At 66.2% G+C, this 17645-nt stretch carries 19 protein-coding genes; 15 read left to right on the plus strand and 4 right to left on the minus strand.

The window, feature by feature from the left end:
- The first annotated feature begins 221 nt into the window (after positions 1–221).
- From PA27867_RS15630 to PA27867_RS15640, 3 genes are all read left to right on the plus strand, one after another.
- Positions 222–431: an RNA polymerase sigma factor gene (locus PA27867_RS15630; RefSeq protein ID WP_066597888.1), complete on the plus strand. Its 210-nt coding sequence runs from the start codon at positions 222–224 to the stop codon at positions 429–431.
- A gap of 37 nt (positions 432–468) precedes the next feature.
- A complete protein-coding gene (locus tag PA27867_RS15635) occupies positions 469–1680 on the plus strand; it encodes an NAD(P)/FAD-dependent oxidoreductase (protein WP_066597890.1) in 1212 nt (403 codons plus the stop codon).
- Between the two features lie 61 nt (positions 1681–1741).
- Entirely contained in the window at positions 1742–2521 is a 780-nt protein-coding gene (locus PA27867_RS15640; protein ID WP_066597891.1) for an SDR family oxidoreductase, read from the plus strand.
- Between the two features lie 35 nt (positions 2522–2556).
- Here PA27867_RS15640 and PA27867_RS15645 read toward each other — a convergent pair whose 3' ends face one another.
- The gene (locus PA27867_RS15645; RefSeq protein ID WP_236900738.1) at positions 2557–3321 is read right to left on the minus strand and encodes a FadR/GntR family transcriptional regulator; all 765 of its coding nucleotides are present in this window, start codon (positions 3319–3321) and stop codon (positions 2557–2559) included.
- A gap of 81 nt (positions 3322–3402) precedes the next feature.
- Here PA27867_RS15645 and PA27867_RS15650 point away from each other — a divergent pair, with 81 nt between their 5' ends.
- From PA27867_RS15650 to PA27867_RS15695, 10 genes are all read left to right on the plus strand, one after another.
- A complete protein-coding gene (locus PA27867_RS15650; RefSeq protein WP_208857263.1) occupies positions 3403–4998 on the plus strand; it encodes an ABC transporter substrate-binding protein in 1596 nt (531 codons plus the stop codon).
- Between the two features lie 87 nt (positions 4999–5085).
- On the plus strand, positions 5086–6042 hold the full coding sequence (locus PA27867_RS15655; protein ID WP_066597894.1) for an ABC transporter permease: 957 nt from the start codon (positions 5086–5088) through the stop codon (positions 6040–6042).
- 4 nt (positions 6043–6046) lie between these two features.
- Positions 6047–8110, plus strand: coding sequence for a dipeptide/oligopeptide/nickel ABC transporter permease/ATP-binding protein (locus PA27867_RS15660; protein WP_066597896.1), 2064 nt, complete (start codon positions 6047–6049; stop codon positions 8108–8110).
- Positions 8107–8913, plus strand: coding sequence for an ABC transporter ATP-binding protein (locus PA27867_RS15665; RefSeq protein ID WP_066597899.1), 807 nt, complete (start codon positions 8107–8109; stop codon positions 8911–8913). The genes PA27867_RS15660 and PA27867_RS15665 overlap by 4 nt, the downstream gene beginning before the upstream one ends.
- A gap of 14 nt (positions 8914–8927) precedes the next feature.
- Positions 8928–9884 (plus strand): dihydrodipicolinate synthase family protein, encoded by a 957-nt coding sequence (locus tag PA27867_RS15670; protein ID WP_335582765.1) that lies wholly within the window; start codon positions 8928–8930, stop codon positions 9882–9884.
- Positions 9884–10834, plus strand: coding sequence for an ROK family protein (locus PA27867_RS15675; RefSeq protein ID WP_066597905.1), 951 nt, complete (start codon positions 9884–9886; stop codon positions 10832–10834). The genes PA27867_RS15670 and PA27867_RS15675 overlap by 1 nt, the downstream gene beginning before the upstream one ends.
- On the plus strand, positions 10831–11535 hold the full coding sequence (locus PA27867_RS15680) for an N-acetylmannosamine-6-phosphate 2-epimerase (protein ID WP_066600107.1): 705 nt from the start codon (positions 10831–10833) through the stop codon (positions 11533–11535). Before PA27867_RS15675 ends, PA27867_RS15680 begins: the two co-directional genes overlap by 4 nt.
- The gene (gene nagB / locus PA27867_RS15685) at positions 11535–12314 is read left to right on the plus strand and encodes a glucosamine-6-phosphate deaminase (protein WP_066597908.1); all 780 of its coding nucleotides are present in this window, start codon (positions 11535–11537) and stop codon (positions 12312–12314) included. The genes PA27867_RS15680 and nagB overlap by 1 nt, the downstream gene beginning before the upstream one ends.
- Positions 12311–13285 (plus strand): DUF4862 family protein, encoded by a 975-nt coding sequence (locus PA27867_RS15690; protein ID WP_066597912.1) that lies wholly within the window; start codon positions 12311–12313, stop codon positions 13283–13285. The genes nagB and PA27867_RS15690 overlap by 4 nt, the downstream gene beginning before the upstream one ends.
- Positions 13282–14481, plus strand: coding sequence for an N-acetylglucosamine-6-phosphate deacetylase (locus tag PA27867_RS15695; protein ID WP_066597914.1), 1200 nt, complete (start codon positions 13282–13284; stop codon positions 14479–14481). Before PA27867_RS15690 ends, PA27867_RS15695 begins: the two co-directional genes overlap by 4 nt.
- A gap of 73 nt (positions 14482–14554) precedes the next feature.
- Here the strand turns inward: PA27867_RS15695 and PA27867_RS15700 are convergent, their stop codons facing one another.
- Both PA27867_RS15700 and PA27867_RS15705 read right to left on the minus strand, forming a co-directional pair.
- Positions 14555–15097: an AAA family ATPase gene (locus tag PA27867_RS15700; protein WP_066597917.1), complete on the minus strand. Its 543-nt coding sequence runs from the start codon at positions 15095–15097 to the stop codon at positions 14555–14557.
- 108 nt (positions 15098–15205) lie between these two features.
- Positions 15206–16042: an MBL fold metallo-hydrolase gene (locus PA27867_RS15705; RefSeq protein WP_066597918.1), complete on the minus strand. Its 837-nt coding sequence runs from the start codon at positions 16040–16042 to the stop codon at positions 15206–15208.
- Positions 16043–16152: 110 nt separating this feature from the next.
- On the opposite strand from PA27867_RS15705, the gene PA27867_RS15710 reads away from it, so the two are divergent.
- Both PA27867_RS15710 and PA27867_RS15715 read left to right on the plus strand, forming a co-directional pair.
- Positions 16153–16584, plus strand: a complete 432-nt coding sequence (locus PA27867_RS15710; protein ID WP_066597919.1) for a chemotaxis protein CheY — start codon at positions 16153–16155, stop codon at positions 16582–16584.
- The gene (locus PA27867_RS15715) at positions 16581–16895 is read left to right on the plus strand and encodes a winged helix-turn-helix domain-containing protein (RefSeq protein ID WP_066597920.1); all 315 of its coding nucleotides are present in this window, start codon (positions 16581–16583) and stop codon (positions 16893–16895) included. The genes PA27867_RS15710 and PA27867_RS15715 overlap by 4 nt, the downstream gene beginning before the upstream one ends.
- 96 nt (positions 16896–16991) lie before the next feature.
- Here the strand turns inward: PA27867_RS15715 and PA27867_RS15720 are convergent, their stop codons facing one another.
- Entirely contained in the window at positions 16992–17453 is a 462-nt protein-coding gene (locus PA27867_RS15720; RefSeq protein ID WP_167550853.1) for an SRPBCC domain-containing protein, read from the minus strand.
- Between the last annotated feature and the right edge of the window lie 192 nt (positions 17454–17645).

The raw sequence follows: 17645 nt of genomic DNA on the forward strand, positions 1-17645 counted from the left end.
CCCCCGGTTGTGTTAGTGTTGGTAGTTGCGCGTCGATCTTTATCACGATTCGACCCCTCCGCTGCCCCAATCCATGGCCGGAGCCGCACACCCTCCGATCGGGTCCATCCCCATTCGGAACCACTCGACCGGAATACCGGTCGGTCATTCACGCTGCAGAATTTCGGCGTGCGCAAAGTTGCGCGCCGCCTTCACACGTCACAACGAAAAGTTTGCTTCACATGTTTACTCCCACCATCAACCTCGACAACGCCACGGATGCCATCGACACCCTGGCTCCCGAACACCGCCAGGCGATTCACCTGGCCTACTACGCCGGCTTCAACAACGATCAGGTCGCCAACCTGCTCGGGGTAAGCGTCGACGTCGCCGACTCCCGCCTCAGCGAGGGGCTCACCCACCTCCGCGAAGCGCTGCGCGTCGCCGCCTGATCTTCCCGTTCCGTCCCGCCGCGTCTACAGTCGGCGTATGACGGACCGTGCACCCGAGCATCATCGTGTCGTGATCATCGGCGGCGGCAACGCCGGCCTGTCGGTCGCCGGCCGGCTGCGCCGAGAGGGCATCGACGACATCGTCGTGGTGGAACCCCGCGAGCACCATCTCTACCAGCCGCTGTTCTCGCACATCGCCGGCGGAACCGCCCGCGCTGGTCTGGCGATGCGTCCGCAGGCCGCCGTGACGCCCCGCGGCATCCGTTGGGTGCAGGACCGCGCGACCGACATCCGGCCGGACTGCGACTCTGTACAGCTGGGCTCCGGCCGCACACTGCGGTACGACCAGCTCGTGGTCTGCCCGGGGATCCAGAAGGACTGGAACAGCGTGCCCGGGCTGGCCGCCGCCATGGCCTCGCCCGCTGGGGCGTCCAATTTCGAGTTAGACCTCGCGGTCAAGGCGTCCAGGCTGCTGCGCGACCTGCGCCGCGGCACGGTGGTCTTCACCCAGCCGGCCGGCCCCGCCAGCTGCGCCGGCGCCGCGCAGAAGCCCATGTACCTGGCCTGCGACTACTGGCGCACCATCGGCGTCCTGGCCGACATCCGCGTGGTGCTGGTCCTGCCGGACCCGACGCTCTTCGGGATTCCCCTGATCGACGAGGAGCTGGAGCGCACGATCGCCGAATACGGCATCGAGGTCAAGCTCCAGTCCGAGCTGCTCGAGGTGGATGCCGACGCCCGGAGTGTCGTCATCGGAAGGGCCGACGGCAGTGTGCGGGAGCACCTCGCCTATGACGTCCTGCACGCCGTTCCGCCCCAGTCGGCGCCGGACTGGCTGAAGGCCACCCCGCTGCCGGCGCCCACCGATTCGCGGGGCTTCGTCGAGGTCGACCCGGAGACCCTGCGTCACACGAGGTTTCCCAATGTCTGGGCGCTCGGCGACGCGGCGGCCACCCGCAACTCCAAGTCCGGCGGCGCCCTGCGCAAGCAGACCCTGGCGCTCGCGAAGAACCTGTCCGCGGTGCTGAACGGCAAGCCCCTGGCGAAGAGGTACACCGGCTACTCCGTCTGTCCCTTCACGGTGTCGCGGGGAACCGTGGTCTTCGCCGAATTCGACGACAGCTACCAGCCCCAGCCCACGATCCCTTTCTGGACGGGTCTGGCCCGTGAACGCCGACTCACCTGGGTCTTCGACCGGCACATTCTGCCCTGGGTCTACTGGAACCTGATCCTCAAGGGGCGCGCCTAGCCCGGGTCAGCGCGCCGGAAGCCGTCCGCCGGGCCGGCCTGACACCGCCTAGCCTGGGGACATGAACAGTATCGTTCCGCCCCAAATCGCTGTGGTCACAGGAGTGGGCCGGCGCCGGTCGATCGGAGCGAGCCTGGCGCTCGGTCTCGCCCAGGACGGCTGGGACCTCGCCCTGAACTACTGGCGGCCCTACGACGACCGGCTCGGCTACGAGCGCAGCGCCGACGACCCCGAAGCCGTCGCCGACGAGTGCCGTGCCCTCGGTGTGCGAGTCGAACTCGTCCCCGGCGACCTTAGCGACCCCGATGTGCCCGCCGCGCTCCTGGCTGCGGCACGGGCCCTCGGTCCGGTCACGGGCCTGGTGATGTCGCACTGCGAATCGGTGGACAGCTCGATACTCGACACGGAAGTCTCGGCCTGGGACCGGCACTTCGCCGTGAACGCCCGCGCGACCTGGCTGCTCATCAAGGCTTTCGCCGAGCAGTTGCCGGCCTCCGTGATACCGGGCACCGTCGGCGGCCGGATCGTGGCCCTCACCAGTGACCACACCGTGAACAACCTGCCCTACGGCGCCAGCAAGGGAGCGCTCGACCGCATCGTGATCGCCGCCGCCGGGGAGCTGGCCGTCCGCGGCGTGCGCGCGAACGTGATCAACCCCGGCCCCATCGACACCGGTTGGATGGACGACACGGTGCGCGTGTGGGCGACGGCCGAGACAGCGGCCGGCCGACTCGGCACCCCGCACGACACGGCGAACCTCGTGCGATTCCTGTTCTCCGAGCCGGGCTCGTGGATCAACGGTCAGCTGTTGAACAGCAACGGCGGCTTCAAGCTCGGTTGAGGAAGGGTCATCCCAGGCAGATCGCCCGGGCGACGTTACGCCGTCGCAGCGGAGATCGACTTCTGCAGGGGGCGGTAGTGCTCGACCACCGCTTTTCGATAGCCCTCAACGTCGCCCCGCAGCGCGGCTGCGAGCATATCGCCGTGGGCTTCGGCCGTGTGTCTGATGTCCGCAGGCATGGCGATTCCCAGCTGAGGAATTACGGCGGTGTGGATATCCCAGAAGGCGCCCACCAACTGCACGGCCAGCCGGTTGCCGGTGACGGCGAACAGCTTGGTGTGAAAAGCCCGGTCGGCCTCGAGGAACCCTTCGCCGCGGGATGCCTTGTCGATCATTTCGTCCACGAGCGCCGCCAGCTCCGTCGAGTCTGCTTCAAGGGCGCCGTTCACAATGACGTCGGCCATGGCGAGGTCCAGGGCGAGCCGCACGTCGACGACCTCGCGGAGGGCCGCCAGCGATCCCTCCGGTGACAACACACCGCGGAACACGAGCGCCTCGACCATGGGGTCCAGCGACATGGCGCCGACATAGGTTCCGTGCCCGTGGCGTACGTCGACGATGTCAAGGGTCGCGAGAGTCCTGATCGCCTCGCGCACTGACGAGCGGGACACGTCGAGGGTCTCGCAGAGTTCGGGTTCGGTCGGCAGCAGGTCACCCGGCTTGAGATTTCGGGTGAGGATCAATTTCTTGATCTCGTCGGCCGCGGTAGAACGCCGCATCCGCGACGTGTGCTTGTCGATCTGTGACATCCAGTCTCCGTCCCCTCGGTTTCCCCGACGTGACAATTTGGTTTCCACCATTGCGTCGGGGCCGAACTTGTGTCTACAGTACATCAGACGTCAGATGTCCTGCAATGCTTTCCCGTCCCTCTTGGAGAACTCATGAATCGAATACCCACCCGCCGTCGTATGGGTCGTCTCGCTGCCGCAGTAGCTGGCACCGTCGTGACCGCCATCGTGTTAGCCGGCTGCGGAGCATCCACCCCCGATCCTAGCGAGGACAACGCCTCAGCCGAGGTCGATCCGAACGGCATCATCGAAGCCGGAATCTCGTATTCCCTGAACGGTAGTTTCGACCCGATGATCGCCTCAGGCGCAGTGACGGTCGCCGCCAACTGGCACATCTTCGAGGGGCTCGTCGATCTGGACCCCGTCACCAAAGAGCCCTACGCGGCGCTCGCTGCGGATCTCCCGACGAAGGTCGACGACACCACTTTCGAGATCGACCTCCGAAAAGGCGCAACCTTCCAGAACGGCGAACCCGTGACACCGGAAGATGTCGTGTACAGCTACGAGCGGGTCCTCAACCCGGACAGCGGATCGCTGTTCACGACGTACATCGACTTCATCAACTCGGTCACCGCGGTCGATGAAGACACCGTTCGAATCACCACCGACTACCCGTTCTCGCTGATCAATGAACGCCTCGGCATCGTCAAAATCGTTCCGAAGGCTGTCGTCGAGGCAGACCCCGAAGGATTCGGCGCCAACCCGATCGGCTCCGGACCGTACTCGCTGGTCTCCGCGGTTCCCGAGGACAAGATGGTCTTCGAACGCTACGACGACTACAACGGCCCGCGTCCTGCGCTCGCGGCCGGCATGAACTGGAACCTCCTGGCTGACGCGGCCGCTCGCGTGACGGCCATGTCCTCCGGCACCATTCAGGCCATGGAAGACGTTCCGTACATCGATGTCGACCAGCTCGCCTCATCGGCCGATGTCGACAGCGTCCAATCGTTCGGACTCCTGTTCATGATGTTCAACACGGATGCGGCTCCGTTCGACGACCCTCGCGTGCGCCAGGCGTTCTTCTACGCGCTCGACATGGACAAGATCATCGAAACCGGCATGCTCGGCAACGCGACCGCGGCCACATCCTTCCTTCCCGAGGACTACACGAACTACCACGAGGCGTCCACGGTCTACACCTATGACCCCGACAAGGCCGAAGAACTGCTCGACGAGGCCGGCGCGTCCGACCTCTCGATCACACTCCTCACCACCGACACGGGCTGGGTGAAAGAAGTCGCTCCGCTGATCAAGGAGTCCCTGGACGCCATCGGAGTCGACGTGACCCTGGACATCGGCCAGTCGGCTGCTGCGTACGCCAAGGTCGATTCCGGGGACTACACCGTCATGGTCGCCCCGGGCGACCCGTCAGTATTCGGCAACGACCCGGACCTCCTCATGAACTGGTGGTACGGCGACAACGTCTGGTCAAACACCCGCACCAACTGGGCGGACACGGAGGAGTACGCCCAACTGCGCGGTCTGCTCGACACTGCAGTGCAGGAGGACGGCAGCGCACAGCAGGAGACCTGGAACGAAGCATTCGATCTGATCTCCGAACAGGCTGTGCTGTACCCGCTCTTCCACCGCAAGCTCCCCACCGCGTGGAGCGGGCAGGAACTGACCGGTTTCCAGCCCGTCCCCACCACAGGGCTCTCCTTCCTCGACGTGGGCGTCGCCGCAAACTAACCGTCGTCCGTCGCCCACCCGCCCAAGGGGGGAAGTGCGCACCTGCGCGCACCTCCCCCCGCCCCCACTCTTAGGAAGGAGCGGTCCGTGTCCAACACCCTCCGCCTCATCGGCCGTCGGCTCCTGCAGCTGCCGATCATGATCCTGGGCATCACATTCCTGGTTTTCTTCGTGATGTCTTTTTCCCCCGTCGACCCGGCACGCACCGCACTCGGCGAAACCGCGTCCCCGGATGCCCTGGAGTCGTACCGAGATGCGCAAGGCCTCAATGACCCACTGCTCGTGCGGTATGGCGACTTCCTCGCCGGTCTGCTGCGCGGCGACCTGGGCACCTACTCCGCTCGGAGCCTCCCCGTCAGCGAAGAAGTCGCCCGGGCCTTTCCCATCACACTCTCCCTCACCTTCCTCGGTCTGGTGATCGCTGTCGTCCTCGCCCTGGCGCTCGGAGTCCTCGCAGCCGTCTACCGCGATCGGTGGCCAGACAAGATCATCCGCATCGTGGGTGTCGCGTCACTGTCCACGCCGTCCTTCTGGCTCGCCATCCTCCTCATCCAGCTCTTCACCCTGCAGCTGTCGATCCTTCCCGCCTCAGGCAGGCTTCCGGACTTCAGCTCGGATCCGGTCGGTTGGTTGGCCCGGATGGCTCTGCCGGCGGTCGCGCTTGCCATTCCCGTGACAGGTCAGCTATCACGAGTCATCCGCACCTCCACGGTGGAGGAACTCGACCGGGACTACGTGCGGACCGCGCTCGGCGCCGGTATCCCCCGACACATCGTGGTCGCCCGGAACGTGCTGCGGAATGCTCTGATCACCCCGGTCACGGTGCTCGGACTTCGCGTGGGATATCTCATCGGCGGCGCCGTGGTGATCGAGGTCATCTTCGCCATCCCGGGAATGGGAACGCTGATCCTCAACGGCGTGACCAACAACGAACCCAATCTCGTGCAGGGGGTCACCCTCGCGGTCGCCCTGGCCTTCGTCGTGATCAACATCATCGTTGATCTCCTGTACGTGCTGATCAACCCAAGAATTAGGGCGGTTTGAGACCATGCGACGCACACTAGCCGAACGACTTTCGGTACCGGGCCTGCGCCTTGCCGGCCTGTCCATCGGGTCAAGAATCTGTCTGGCAATCATCACTGTGATCGCCCTTTCCGCGGTCTTCGCACCGCTGGTGGCCCCATTCGACCCCCTAGCATCCGGCCCGCCGGTGCAGGCGCCCAGCGCTGAACACTGGTTCGGCACGGACCGGCAGGGGCGCGACATCTTCTCGCGGCTCCTCTACGGCGGCCGGTACTCACTGGCGATCGGCCTCGGCGCGACGCTGAGCGCCCTCGCGGTGGCATCGGTACTCGGCGCAATCGCCGCCACGGCATCCAAGTGGATCGCCGAGACCCTGATGCGCGTGATGGACGTCGTCATGTCATTTCCCGGAATCGCTTTGGCGGCCGTTTTCGTTGCGGTGTTTGGCAAGTCACTACCGGTCCTGATCTTCACCATCGCCTTTCTCTACGTCCCCCAGCTGACCCGAATCGTGCGCGCCAACATCCTCGACCAGTACGGCGACGACTACGTCGCTGCCGTACGGGTCATGGGTGCATCAACACCACGGATCATCGTCAAGCACGTCGCCCGCAACACAATGGCACCGGTACTGGTTTTCGCCACGGTTCTCGTCGCCGACGCGATCGTCTTCGAAGCGTCCCTGTCATTCCTTCAGGCCGGCGTCCCCGACCCTGAGCCCTCCTGGGGCAATGTGATCGCGTCTGGTCGGAATCTCCTGATGAGCGGTGCGTGGTGGGCGACGTTCTTCCCCGGCCTGCTCATCATGCTCTCGGTGCTGTGCCTGAACATCCTCTCCGAGGGGATGACCGATGCCATGCTCACCCAGAAGACGCGGAAGATCACCACCAAAGCGGCCGCGACCGACGAGGCGACGAGCACGCTCGAAGCCGGCCAGTCGGAAGGCGCAGCCTCGGGGGCCGGACTCACCGGGGACACCAGGTCCGACGGCGCCGAGGTGCCCATCGTGACGGTCGCCATACCCACGTTGGAAGCCACCACGGCAGCCGTCCCACTGGAAGAGCGGCTCACCGCCCTCCGTGACATCGAGCTCGGGCGCTCGGACCGGTTGCAGTTCACCACCGACGTGCCGCCGCTGCTCGAGGTCAGGAACCTGTCGATCTCCTTCCCGCGCCACGGTGACGTCAGTGTCGTTGACAACGTCAACTTCACGGTGCGCCCAGGCGAGACCATGGCGTTGGTCGGCGAGTCCGGGTGCGGCAAGTCGATCACCTCCCTCGCCATCATGGGTTTGCTCGACCCGCGGGCGAAGATAACCGGCCAGATCCTCTTCGACGGCAAGGACCTTCTGCAGATGGCGCCCAAGGAGCGCAACGCGCTCCGTGGTCACGACATCGCGATGATCTACCAGGATGCTCTGAGCTCGCTCAATCCCGCCATGCTGATCCGTTCGCAGATGAAGCAACTGACCTCGCGAGGCGGCACCCGCAGCGCGGAGGAGCTTTTGCACCTGGTCGGCCTCGAGCCGAAACGCACTCTGGCGTCGTATCCGCACGAGTTGTCCGGTGGGCAGCGCCAGCGAGTGCTCATCGCCATGGCCCTCACCCGGAACCCACGGCTGGTCATCGCGGACGAGCCGACAACGGCTCTGGATGTGACAGTTCAGGCTCAGGTCGTCGATCTGCTCAACTCGCTCCGCGAGGAACTCGGATTCGCCATGGTGTTCGTCTCCCACGACCTCGCCTTGGTCGCCGAACTCGCGCACCGCATCACCGTGATGTACGCGGGCCAGGTTGTGGAGCAAGCGACGACCCGGGAGCTGCTCACCCAGCCGCTGCACGAATACACTCGCGGGCTGCTCGGCGCTGTGCTCTCGATCGAATCCGGTTCCGATCGCCTCCACCAGGTCCCCGGGACTGTACCGTCGCCGCGAGACTTTCCGGCCGGCGACCGTTTCGCGCCACGATCGTCCACCCCGGAACGGGGCCGCGGGGTCGCCCCCGTGCGCCGCCGTCTCGACGGGACGGATCACTACTACGCCGCGCATCCCGAGGACGCGCCGATCCTGCCACTAGGAGGCACCCGATGAGTCAACCCATCATCGAGCTTCAGGACGTACACGTACGGTTCAAGACCCGCACGTCCGGACTGTTCACCAAGAGCTATATTGATGCGCTCGCGGGTGTCTCACTCACGGTGAGGCGGGGACAGACCCTCGGCATCGTCGGGGAATCCGGCTCGGGAAAGTCCACCGCCGCGAAAGTCCTCGTGGGTCTGCAGCAGCCGACGGCGGGTCAGGTGGTGTTCGCCGGCGAAGCCGTCTCCTCGTTCACTCCCGGTGTGCGCCGACGCCTCGGCAGCATCCTGTCGGTCGTCTTTCAGGACCCGGCGACCGCCCTGAACGCCCGGATGACGGTGCGAGATGCGCTGCTGGATCCGATGCAGGTGCACCACGTCGGCGAGCCCTCGCACCGCGAACGCAGAGTGAAGGAGCTCATCGGCCTGGTCGGCCTCCCGACATCGGCCTTGGACGCGTTCCCCGCCCAACTCTCCGGTGGTCAGCGTCAACGCGTCGCAATCGCGCGAGCGCTGGCTCTCAACCCGCAGGTGATCGTCGCGGACGAGCCCACCTCGGCCCTCGATGTCTCGGTGAGAGCGCAGATCCTGAACCTGCTCACCGATCTCAAGAACGAACTGAACCTCGGCATGGTCTTCATCTCCCACGACATCCAGACCGTGCGCTACCTCTCCGACGAGATCGCTGTAATGAACAAGGGCCGTGTTGTCGAGTTCGGGGACGCTGCCCGCGTCTTCAACGACCCCGCTGATCCCTACACACGCAGCCTCCTCGGAGCCGCGCCTTCCCTGCTCAACCCGCATACACCCGCCTGACCCATCAACCTCAATTGGACGTACAGATGACTTCCCTCGCCACTCCCTCCACCATCCGTTTCGCCGGCATCATCCCCCCGGTCGCGACTCCTCTCCATCCGGACGGGACTATCGACCACGCGTCCCTCGCCCGCCTCGTCGACTACCTCATCGGCGCCGGTTGCGCTGGCCTCTTCGCGCTGGGTTCCACCGGCGAGACCGCGTACTTCACCAATGCACAACGAGTGGAGATCGCCCGCACCATCGTCAACACCACGGCAGGGCGCGTGCCGATCATCGCCGGGGCCATAGAACTGACGGCCGTGCGCGTGATCGAGGTCGCCCGCCAGCTCATCAAGGTCGGGGTCGATGCGATCGTCACCACCGCGCCGCTGTACACGTTGAATTCGACTGCCGAGGTCGCCGCACATTTCCGCACCATCGCGGCCGCCATCGACGCGCCGCTGTGGGCGTACGACGTTCCCGTGCGCGTCCATTCGAAACTCAACCTGGACCTCCTCATGGAGCTGGCCACTGAGGGAGTTCTGCACGGCGTGAAGGACTCATCCGGCGATGACGTCGGGTTCCGTCGCCTCCTGGCTGCGAATGAGGCCGCCGGGCATCCGCTGCAGGTTCTTACCGGGCACGAAATGGTCGTCGATGCGATGCTTCTTGCCGGTGCCGACGGCGTGGTCCCCGGCTTCGCGAACGTCGAGGCCGAGGGATACGTGCGTTTGTGGGAGGCCGCCGCTCTCGGAGACTGGGACACCACGCGGGCAGAGCAGGTCCGCATCAACCGCCTGTTCGAGGTCGTCTTTCAGCCCTCGGGCCTGTCCGGCGACGCGACAGGCGTCGGCGCGTTCAAGGCAGCGATGCTCGCACGCGGTCTGATCGACCACGCCACCGTGGCGACCGGTGTCGAAGCTCTTGACGACGCCGCTGTGACGAAGATCCGCGCGATCCTCGCGGACCACGACCTGTTGCCGGTGTGATGAACGACGTCATGCTCGCCGTCGACATCGGAGGCACGAAAACGGCCGTCGCCCTCGTCGACTCTGAGGACGTCATCCTCAGCCGGGCCACACGGCCGACACCGGGATCGGCAGGACCAGGTGCCGTCGTCAGCACCGTTGTGAACCTGGCCACCGAGCTGCTCGACCGTATGCCCCAAGCGATTCTCCGTGGTGTCGGCATCGGTACCGCCGGAGTCGTCGACGTGCGGTCGGGATCGATCGTGTCCTCGACCGACACTCTTGCCGGCTGGGCCGGCACCCCGCTCGCCGACGCTGTGCGCAGGGGCATGGGCACCCGACTCCCGGTCGACGCGATTGTGCATGTGCAGAACGACGTCGACGCGCACGCCGCCGGCGAGATTCGCCACGGCGCAGCACTCGGCGCCGACAGTGTGCTGGTCGTTGCGGTCGGCACCGGTGTCGGCGCCGGCGTGATCCTCGGCGGTCGCGCGCTCCGGGGGGCGCGCCACGTCGCCGGAGAGATTGCGCACGTCCCCACTCCCGGCGCCGAACACCTCACGTGCACGTGCGGGCGGTCCGGTCATCTCGAAGCGATCGGGTCAGGTCTGGGCCTGTACCGGCACTACCTCTGGCTCGGCGGAGATCCCGCCGAAACGGATGCGCGGGGTGTGGCCGGCCGGGCCGCAACCGGGGATGTTCTCGCAGCCCGCGCCGTGCGCGATTCCGCTGCGGCCGTCGGACGTGCGATCGCAGCGGTGGTGACCGTGCTCGATCCCGAGCGCGTGGTCATCACCGGCAGTGTGCCCACGATCGGCGACGCCTGGTGGAGTGCCATGGACGCCGCGTTCCGCGCCGAAGTGATCGACGCGCTCCAAGGGGTGCCGCTCCTCGCCGGCACCCTCGGCGGCGACGCTCCGCTGCGCGGAGCTGCTGCATCCGCGTGGTCCGCGCTGAGGGGAAAGTCGTGACGACGCGTGCCGAGAGCATTCTCGGCCTCCTCACCGGTGGCCTGATCGTCTCCTGCCAGGCCTACCCGGGCGAGCCTATGCGCGACCCCAACACGATGGCACAGATCGCCCGCGCGGCCGTGCTCGGCGGTGCCGTCTGCGTGCGGCTGCAGGGCATCGCCGACATCCGGGCTGCCGCCGACCTCACCGTTCCGATCGTCGGGCTCGTCAAGGACGGTGGCTCCGGCGTCTTCATCACCCCGACGCTCGAGCATGCCCGTGCCGTCGCGGACGCCGGGGCGAGCATCGTCGCGATCGACGGCACACGTCGGCCCCGCCCTGACGGGCTCACGCTGGCCCAAACCGTCGCGGGGCTGCGGACAACACATCCGGACGTCCTCGTGATGGCCGATTGCGGTTCCCTCGACGACGCGATCGCAGCCGAGCAAGCGGGCGCAGACATCCTCGGCACGACCCTCTCCGGCTACACCGGGGAGCGCAATAAGACATCAGGACCCGACCTTGATCTCATCCGGAGCATCGCCGCGCGTTGCGTCCAGCCTGTCGTCGCGGAGGGGCGAATCCATACACCGGCCGACGCCGAAGCGGCACGTCGAGCGGGCGCCCATGCCGTGTGCGTGGGTACCGCGATCACGCATCCAACCACGATCACGTCATGGTTCGTCGAAGCATTGGCGACCACGTCAGGGAGAGTCAGCTAGTGGAAGTAATCATTGTCCGGGAAGACCGGATCGGCGACCTCGTTGCCGACGAAATCGCGGCGCTGATGGCACGCAAGCCTGACGCAGTCTTGGGGCTCGCCACCGGGTCAAGCCCCCTGCGCACCTACGACGCTGTGGCCGACCGGGTCGCCGAGGGCACGATCTCACTGGCCCGGGCCCGTGCGTTCACGTTGGATGAATACGTGGGCCTGGCTGAGGGGCACCCCTGCTCCTACCGCACGGTGATCGAGCAGGACTTCGTCTCCCGAGTCGATCTGCCCACAGACGCCGTGCAGGGCCCGAACGGCGGCGCAGCCGATCTGGCTGCCGCCTGCGCCTCCTTCGAGAGCGCGATGCGGGAGGCGGGCGGTGTCGACCTGCAAATTCTGGGGATCGGCACCGACGGTCATATCGCCTTCAACGAGCCTGCCTCGTCGTTCGCTTCGCGCACGCGGGTGAAGACCCTCACAGACCAAACTCGCCTCGACAACGCGCGGTTCTTCGACGGCAACGTCGATGCGGTTCCCGTGCACTGCCTCACCCAGGGGCTCGGAACGATCATGGAAGCCCGTCACGTCGTGCTGGTCGCCACGGGCGCCGGAAAGGCTGAAGCGGTGCGACAGCTCGTCGAGGGCGCGGTGTCGGCGCTCTGGCCGGCCACAATCCTCCAGCACCACCCGCATGTCACCGTGTTCGTCGACGACGCGGCGGCCGCGCAGCTGGAACTGGCGGACTACTACCGCTCCACGTACGCTCATCGAGACAGTGTGATCCGATGAGGTACGAGCCGCCGGCCGAGCCCCTGGCACCTCGGGGAACGCTCGTCAGCGCTTATGCCGCTTCGCCCGCGCACGGCAGTTGGGATCCCGTCCTCGAGGGGGAGCTGCTTCGGGGATTATGCGCGCTGCCCGATGTGGTCGGGCTTGAAATACCCTGGCTGGGTGCCATTCACCCGCACGACAGTGCGTGGTTCCTGCACAATGTTCCTGCCGGCGCGCAGTTGTCTCTGACCGCATTGCCGTTTGTCATGAAGCGATGCCGGGAAGCCCCTCACTATGGGATCGCGTCTCGGGATCGTGCGGGCAGGACGGCCGCGCTCGCCGACCTGCGGCGCCTGGCCGCCGACGTGCGGATACTCACCGAGCAGTCTGAGGCCGAGGTGGCCCTGGTCAGCCTGCACACCGCTCCCGCCGGGGGCGCAGACTCTGCAGCTCTTGCCGAGTCGCTCGCCGAACTCACCGACGTCGATTGGAATGGGGCTCAGCTCGTCATCGAACACTGCGACACTGTCATGCCGGACCACCCGTTCGAGAAGGGCTTCCTCCCGGTCGTCGACGAGATTGCCGTGGCCGCCCAGTCGGGCGCGTCCATCGGCATGTGGGTGAACTGGGGGCGCTCGGCCATTGAACTGCGCAGCGCACACTCCGTCACCTCACAGATCGCCGCGGTTGCCGACTCCGGGCTCCTGAAGGGGCTCACGTTCTCGGGGGCGAGTGCCACCGACGGTCCCTATGGTCACGCTTGGAGTGACGCGCATCTTCCCGTCCTCAGCGCCGACCCGGCATCCGGGTCGCTCCTCGACGACGTTCATGTGCGGGCGGCTCTCATGGCTGCGGGCGACGTGGAGTGGCTGGGCGTGAAGGTCAGCCGTCGACCGCACGATCGGACGGCGGCGGACATTGTTCGCACCGTCGAGAGCAACCTCACGGCGATCCGCAACGTTCGAACGGCCCGTGAGGTGAAGGCATGACCGGTCTGCTCGTACATTCCGCTCGACTCATCACCGCCAACGCTCACGGTGACATCCGCGACGAGCCGGCCGGCTGGGTGCGCATCCACGACGGCGTCATCTCGGCCACCGGCGCGACCGGCGACTGGGCCCCCGATGGGGACGAGATTGTCGATGCCCGCCAGATCGGCGGGCCGGGTGCGATCATCACGTCCGGACTCGTGGATATCCACAACCACGGCGGAGCGACCTTCGCGTTTGACGGCACCATCGACGAGATCCTGCAGGCCGTCAGCGCTCATGCCGCCCACGGCGTGACCCGGATTGTGCTTTCTCTTGTGAGCGCCCCTCCCCAAGCCCTTGAGGCTCAGCTGACCCGGATCGCCGCCGCCCGGCGTGAGCACCCCGGCATTCTTGGCGCCCACCTCGAGGGTCCATACATCGACGGTGATCGCTGCGGAGCGCACGACCCAGCCGCCCTCCACCCGCCGGAGGCGCACGAGCTCGCCCGTCTGCTGGCGACGGGGGTGGTCCAGCAGGTGACGCTCGCACCCGAGCTCACCGGCGGTATCGAGGCGGTACGCCAGATTGTCGTCGCCGGGAGCGTTGCGGCCATTGGGCACACCGGCGCTGATGCGGACACCACGCTGTGCGCGATTGATGCCGGAGCCAGCCTGCTGACGCACACTTTCAATGCGATGCCGCCGGTGCTTCATCGGGCGCCGGGGCCGATCGGTACCGCGGCGGCGGACGACCGGATGATCCTTGAGATCATCGCTGACGGCAGTCACGTCGATCCCACGGTCGTCCGGATGCTCTTCGCGGCCGCACCCGGCAGGGTGGCACTCGTCAGCGACGCAATGGCCGCCGCGGCAGCGTCCGACGGCGAATACCTGCTCGGCGCGCAACAGGTCACCGTGAGAGACGGACTTGCCACGCTTCACGGCACCGGCACTCTGGCCGGCTCGACCTTGACCCTGGACCGAGCCCTCCGCAACGTTGTGTCGTGGGGCATTCCGCTCGGTGCGGCAATCGCCTCGGCCACCGCCGTGCCGGCTCGAGCGATACAGCGCGACGACCTCGGCCATCTCGAGGTGGGCTGCCGCGGTGACCTCGTGATCTGGGACAGCGCCCTGGTCCCTCGTGCCGTATGGCGCGACGGTGTCCGTATCGGCGCGGACACAGGTACACACAACGATCCACCAGCGGCCGGATGAAAGGCGCCGAGACCCCTTCAGGGAACAACGCTGTGCCGGTGGCTCGAGGGTGGTCAACGGCTATCTTGTGGGATCACAGTTGAGTCGGAGTGCCTAGGGTTTTGACCGCCGTGGCGACCTCCGACGCGGCCTGAGCGGGCGTGAGCTCCGAGGTGTCGATGACGTGCGCTTCGGCGCCCAACCAGGACTGGAAGGCATCAGCGTAGGGCGAAAGGTAGTTGAGACGAAATGAAGAGGGACCCATCACGGAGTCGGCCTGTATTCGTCGCATGAGGGTTCTTTGATCGGCGTGAAGCACGAAGTGGTGCACTGGAATGTCGTAGGAGTCCAGGCCCTCGCTGATTTCCCGCCAGTAGGGCTCGACCAGCACGGTCATCGGCATCACCAGGGTGCCCCCGGTGTAGTCGAGAATGCGGCGAGCCGTGTCGACGACCAGCGAACGCCACGGAGGCCAGTGCTGAAAATTATCCGTGTGCGGTAACCCAGGGCTGATGTCCATGAGTGTCTCGCCGACCTTCTCGGCATCGAACACCCGAGAATCGGGGATCAGCCGTTGCACCAGAGCGGCGGCGGTTGTCTTCCCCACACCATGGGTGCCATTCAGCCAGACGATCATCCGCCCATGCTAGCGACACCGGTTCCACGTGCTCGCGGCGCGGCAACTCTCTCAAGCAGGAGCGCAACCTCGATCGCAAGCAGGGGTGGCGCAAGACGACTGATCCGCTCAGCCGCCGAGCTGGTCGGCGCCGCGGGAGAAGGCGGATTCGAGCATCACCTCCGGCCAGAGGCCGAAGAGGTCGTGGTCGGCCGGCAGGTCCTGCAGTGAGGTTCCGGCGGTCACGCTCGCGCGGATGGTGTCGGCCACCTTCTGCAACCCCTCCATCTGGCGAACCACGAAATCCCGATCCACCACCGCGCCATGGCCGGGCACGATGACGTCGCCCGGCCGGATCGCGTCGAGCAGTCCCGCCAGAACTGTGGGCCAGGTGAACGGGTAGCTGCCCGAGCCGAACATCGGCGGACCGGATTCCTCGATGACGTCGCCGAGCAGCCACACGCGGCAGTCCGGAACGAGGACCGCGAGGTCGGTGTCGGTGTGGCCAGGGTCCAGCGGAATCAACTCGAGAGTGCGCCCGCCGACCACCAGCGTCGCCCGAGTCGTGACGAGCACGTCGGGCGGGGTCAACACCACATCCGCCCAGTCCTTGTCTGGCTCCCGGGACGGGTCGGCCTGCTGAGCGGCGAGCCGGGGGGCCTCGTACTCAGCGAAGTGCTGCGGGATGCGGTGGTGGCCGTAGACGGGCACCGATGGGAGAGCGGCAAAGGTCTGGTTGCCGAAGGTGTGGTCGTAGTGGGCGTGGGTGTTCACCACCGCGACGATCGGTCGCCCGAACCGGGCATCGACATCCCGGACGATTTCTTCGGCCTCGGCCGGATTGTTGCGGGTATCGACGACCGTGAGACCGGTGGGCCCGACCACCACGATCACGGAGACATCCATCGGTTTGTAGCGCCGCTGGAAGACCCCACGGCCCACCTCGACCCAGCCTGATTCGGTCATGGCTCGAGGCTAGTCGCTTCCCTACGAGGACCAAGTACCGGCACCCCAAGAAAGTACTTGCATTATTAGCAAGTAGTTGCCAGGATGAGAATCTACGAAGGGAGCATGTCATGGGAACCACGCCCACCATCACCGCACTGGAGGCCCGGCGCCTTCTCGATCGGGCCGATCGGGTCAGCCGGTCCGCGCACAACGCCACCCGCTGGCCGTACATCACGTTCATCCTCGCGCTCGGCGTGGCGACCTCGATGGGGACCTTCGCGATGGCCCTGACGACGGACAGTGCGTTCGGCCTCGCCTACTTCGGCACGCTTTTCGTCATGTTCGCGCTCATGATCTTCTTCATGGTGAGCATCCAGGGCCGGTCGGCCTTCGCGCGCAGCCGCCGCTGGACCGGGTACATCGCGAGCTGGTTCGTCAGCTATGCAGCCGCCATTTCCGTGGTGATCTGGGCGCATGGATCCGTTCTCCTGGCGGGGATCGCGTCCGGCCTGGTGCTCATCGTGGCGTTCGTCTGCGCAGCCCACGAGGCACGTTCGTGACCGCCACGGAACAGCACCCCAGGCACCGGCTCGATGATCTCCTCCAGAATCCCGTTCGCTTCTCAATCGTGGCGGCTCTCGACCGCGCCGGCACGCTCGGCTTCCGAGAGGTTCGCGACGCGGTCGAGATCACCGACTCTGCGCTGAGCAAGCAGGTGACGTTGCTGGAGTCCGCCGGGTACCTTTCGGTTGGGAAGTCTTTCGCAGGGAAGATGCCGCGCACCTCGCTCACCCTCACACGTCAGGGTCGGACGGTGTGGAAAGCCCACCTCGCAACGTTGAGGGAAATCGCCGGCGACGTCACGCCCTAGTCGGTGGGTCACCACACCCGCTGAGCTCCGCCAACAGCGGAACTTCAGGCCGAGCACCGCGGACACGGCGTCCAGCGACTTCCCCGCAATCGTGACCTACTGGTCGGCGCCCTCGAGGAAGATCGCAAGCTCGTCGAGTTCGACGTCCCAGCCCTCTCGGTTCTGCTCGAGACGGTCGCGCCGGTAGCGGGTGCCGCCGGGGAGCGTGTCGAAACCGGATTCCACCACGGTGACATCCGTTCCAGTGTCAGCATCGGTGATGGTGAAGCGCACGTGAGTCGAGTACTCGTCGAGCGCTTCGGCGGGGATTCCCGACCAACGGAAGCCGAACGAGTCCGCGGGGACCACCTCGGTGATTTCGATCGGGAAGGTGCCGTAATCCTCCCATTCGATGCTGCCGGTAGCGCCGGGTTCGAGCGCGGCAAACCCCGCGGCGTCTCCGAACCACTTGACCATCACCTCGGGGTCGGTCAGCGCCTCCCAGACGCGGTCACGGGAGGCCTCGATGTGCACGGTGCGGGTCACGGTGTGGCCCTTGATTCTTGCGTGGTCAGACACGGTGATTCCTTCACGTTCGAGCTGAGCGCGACGGTGCAGTGCCCGCCGAGCGGCACGTCACCTGGTTCTGCAAACGCGCTTCATCGAGCGTACCCATGATTGCGTGCCTGTTCACGGCCCGAGCCCGCTCAGCTGTGCGGTTCTTGCGGGCAGTGGCCGCGTCTAGGTAGCAAAAAACCCCGTAATCACTGG

Source organism: Cryobacterium arcticum, assembly GCF_001679725.1.
In the GTDB taxonomy this organism is placed as follows: domain Bacteria; phylum Actinomycetota; class Actinomycetes; order Actinomycetales; family Microbacteriaceae; genus Cryobacterium; species Cryobacterium arcticum_A.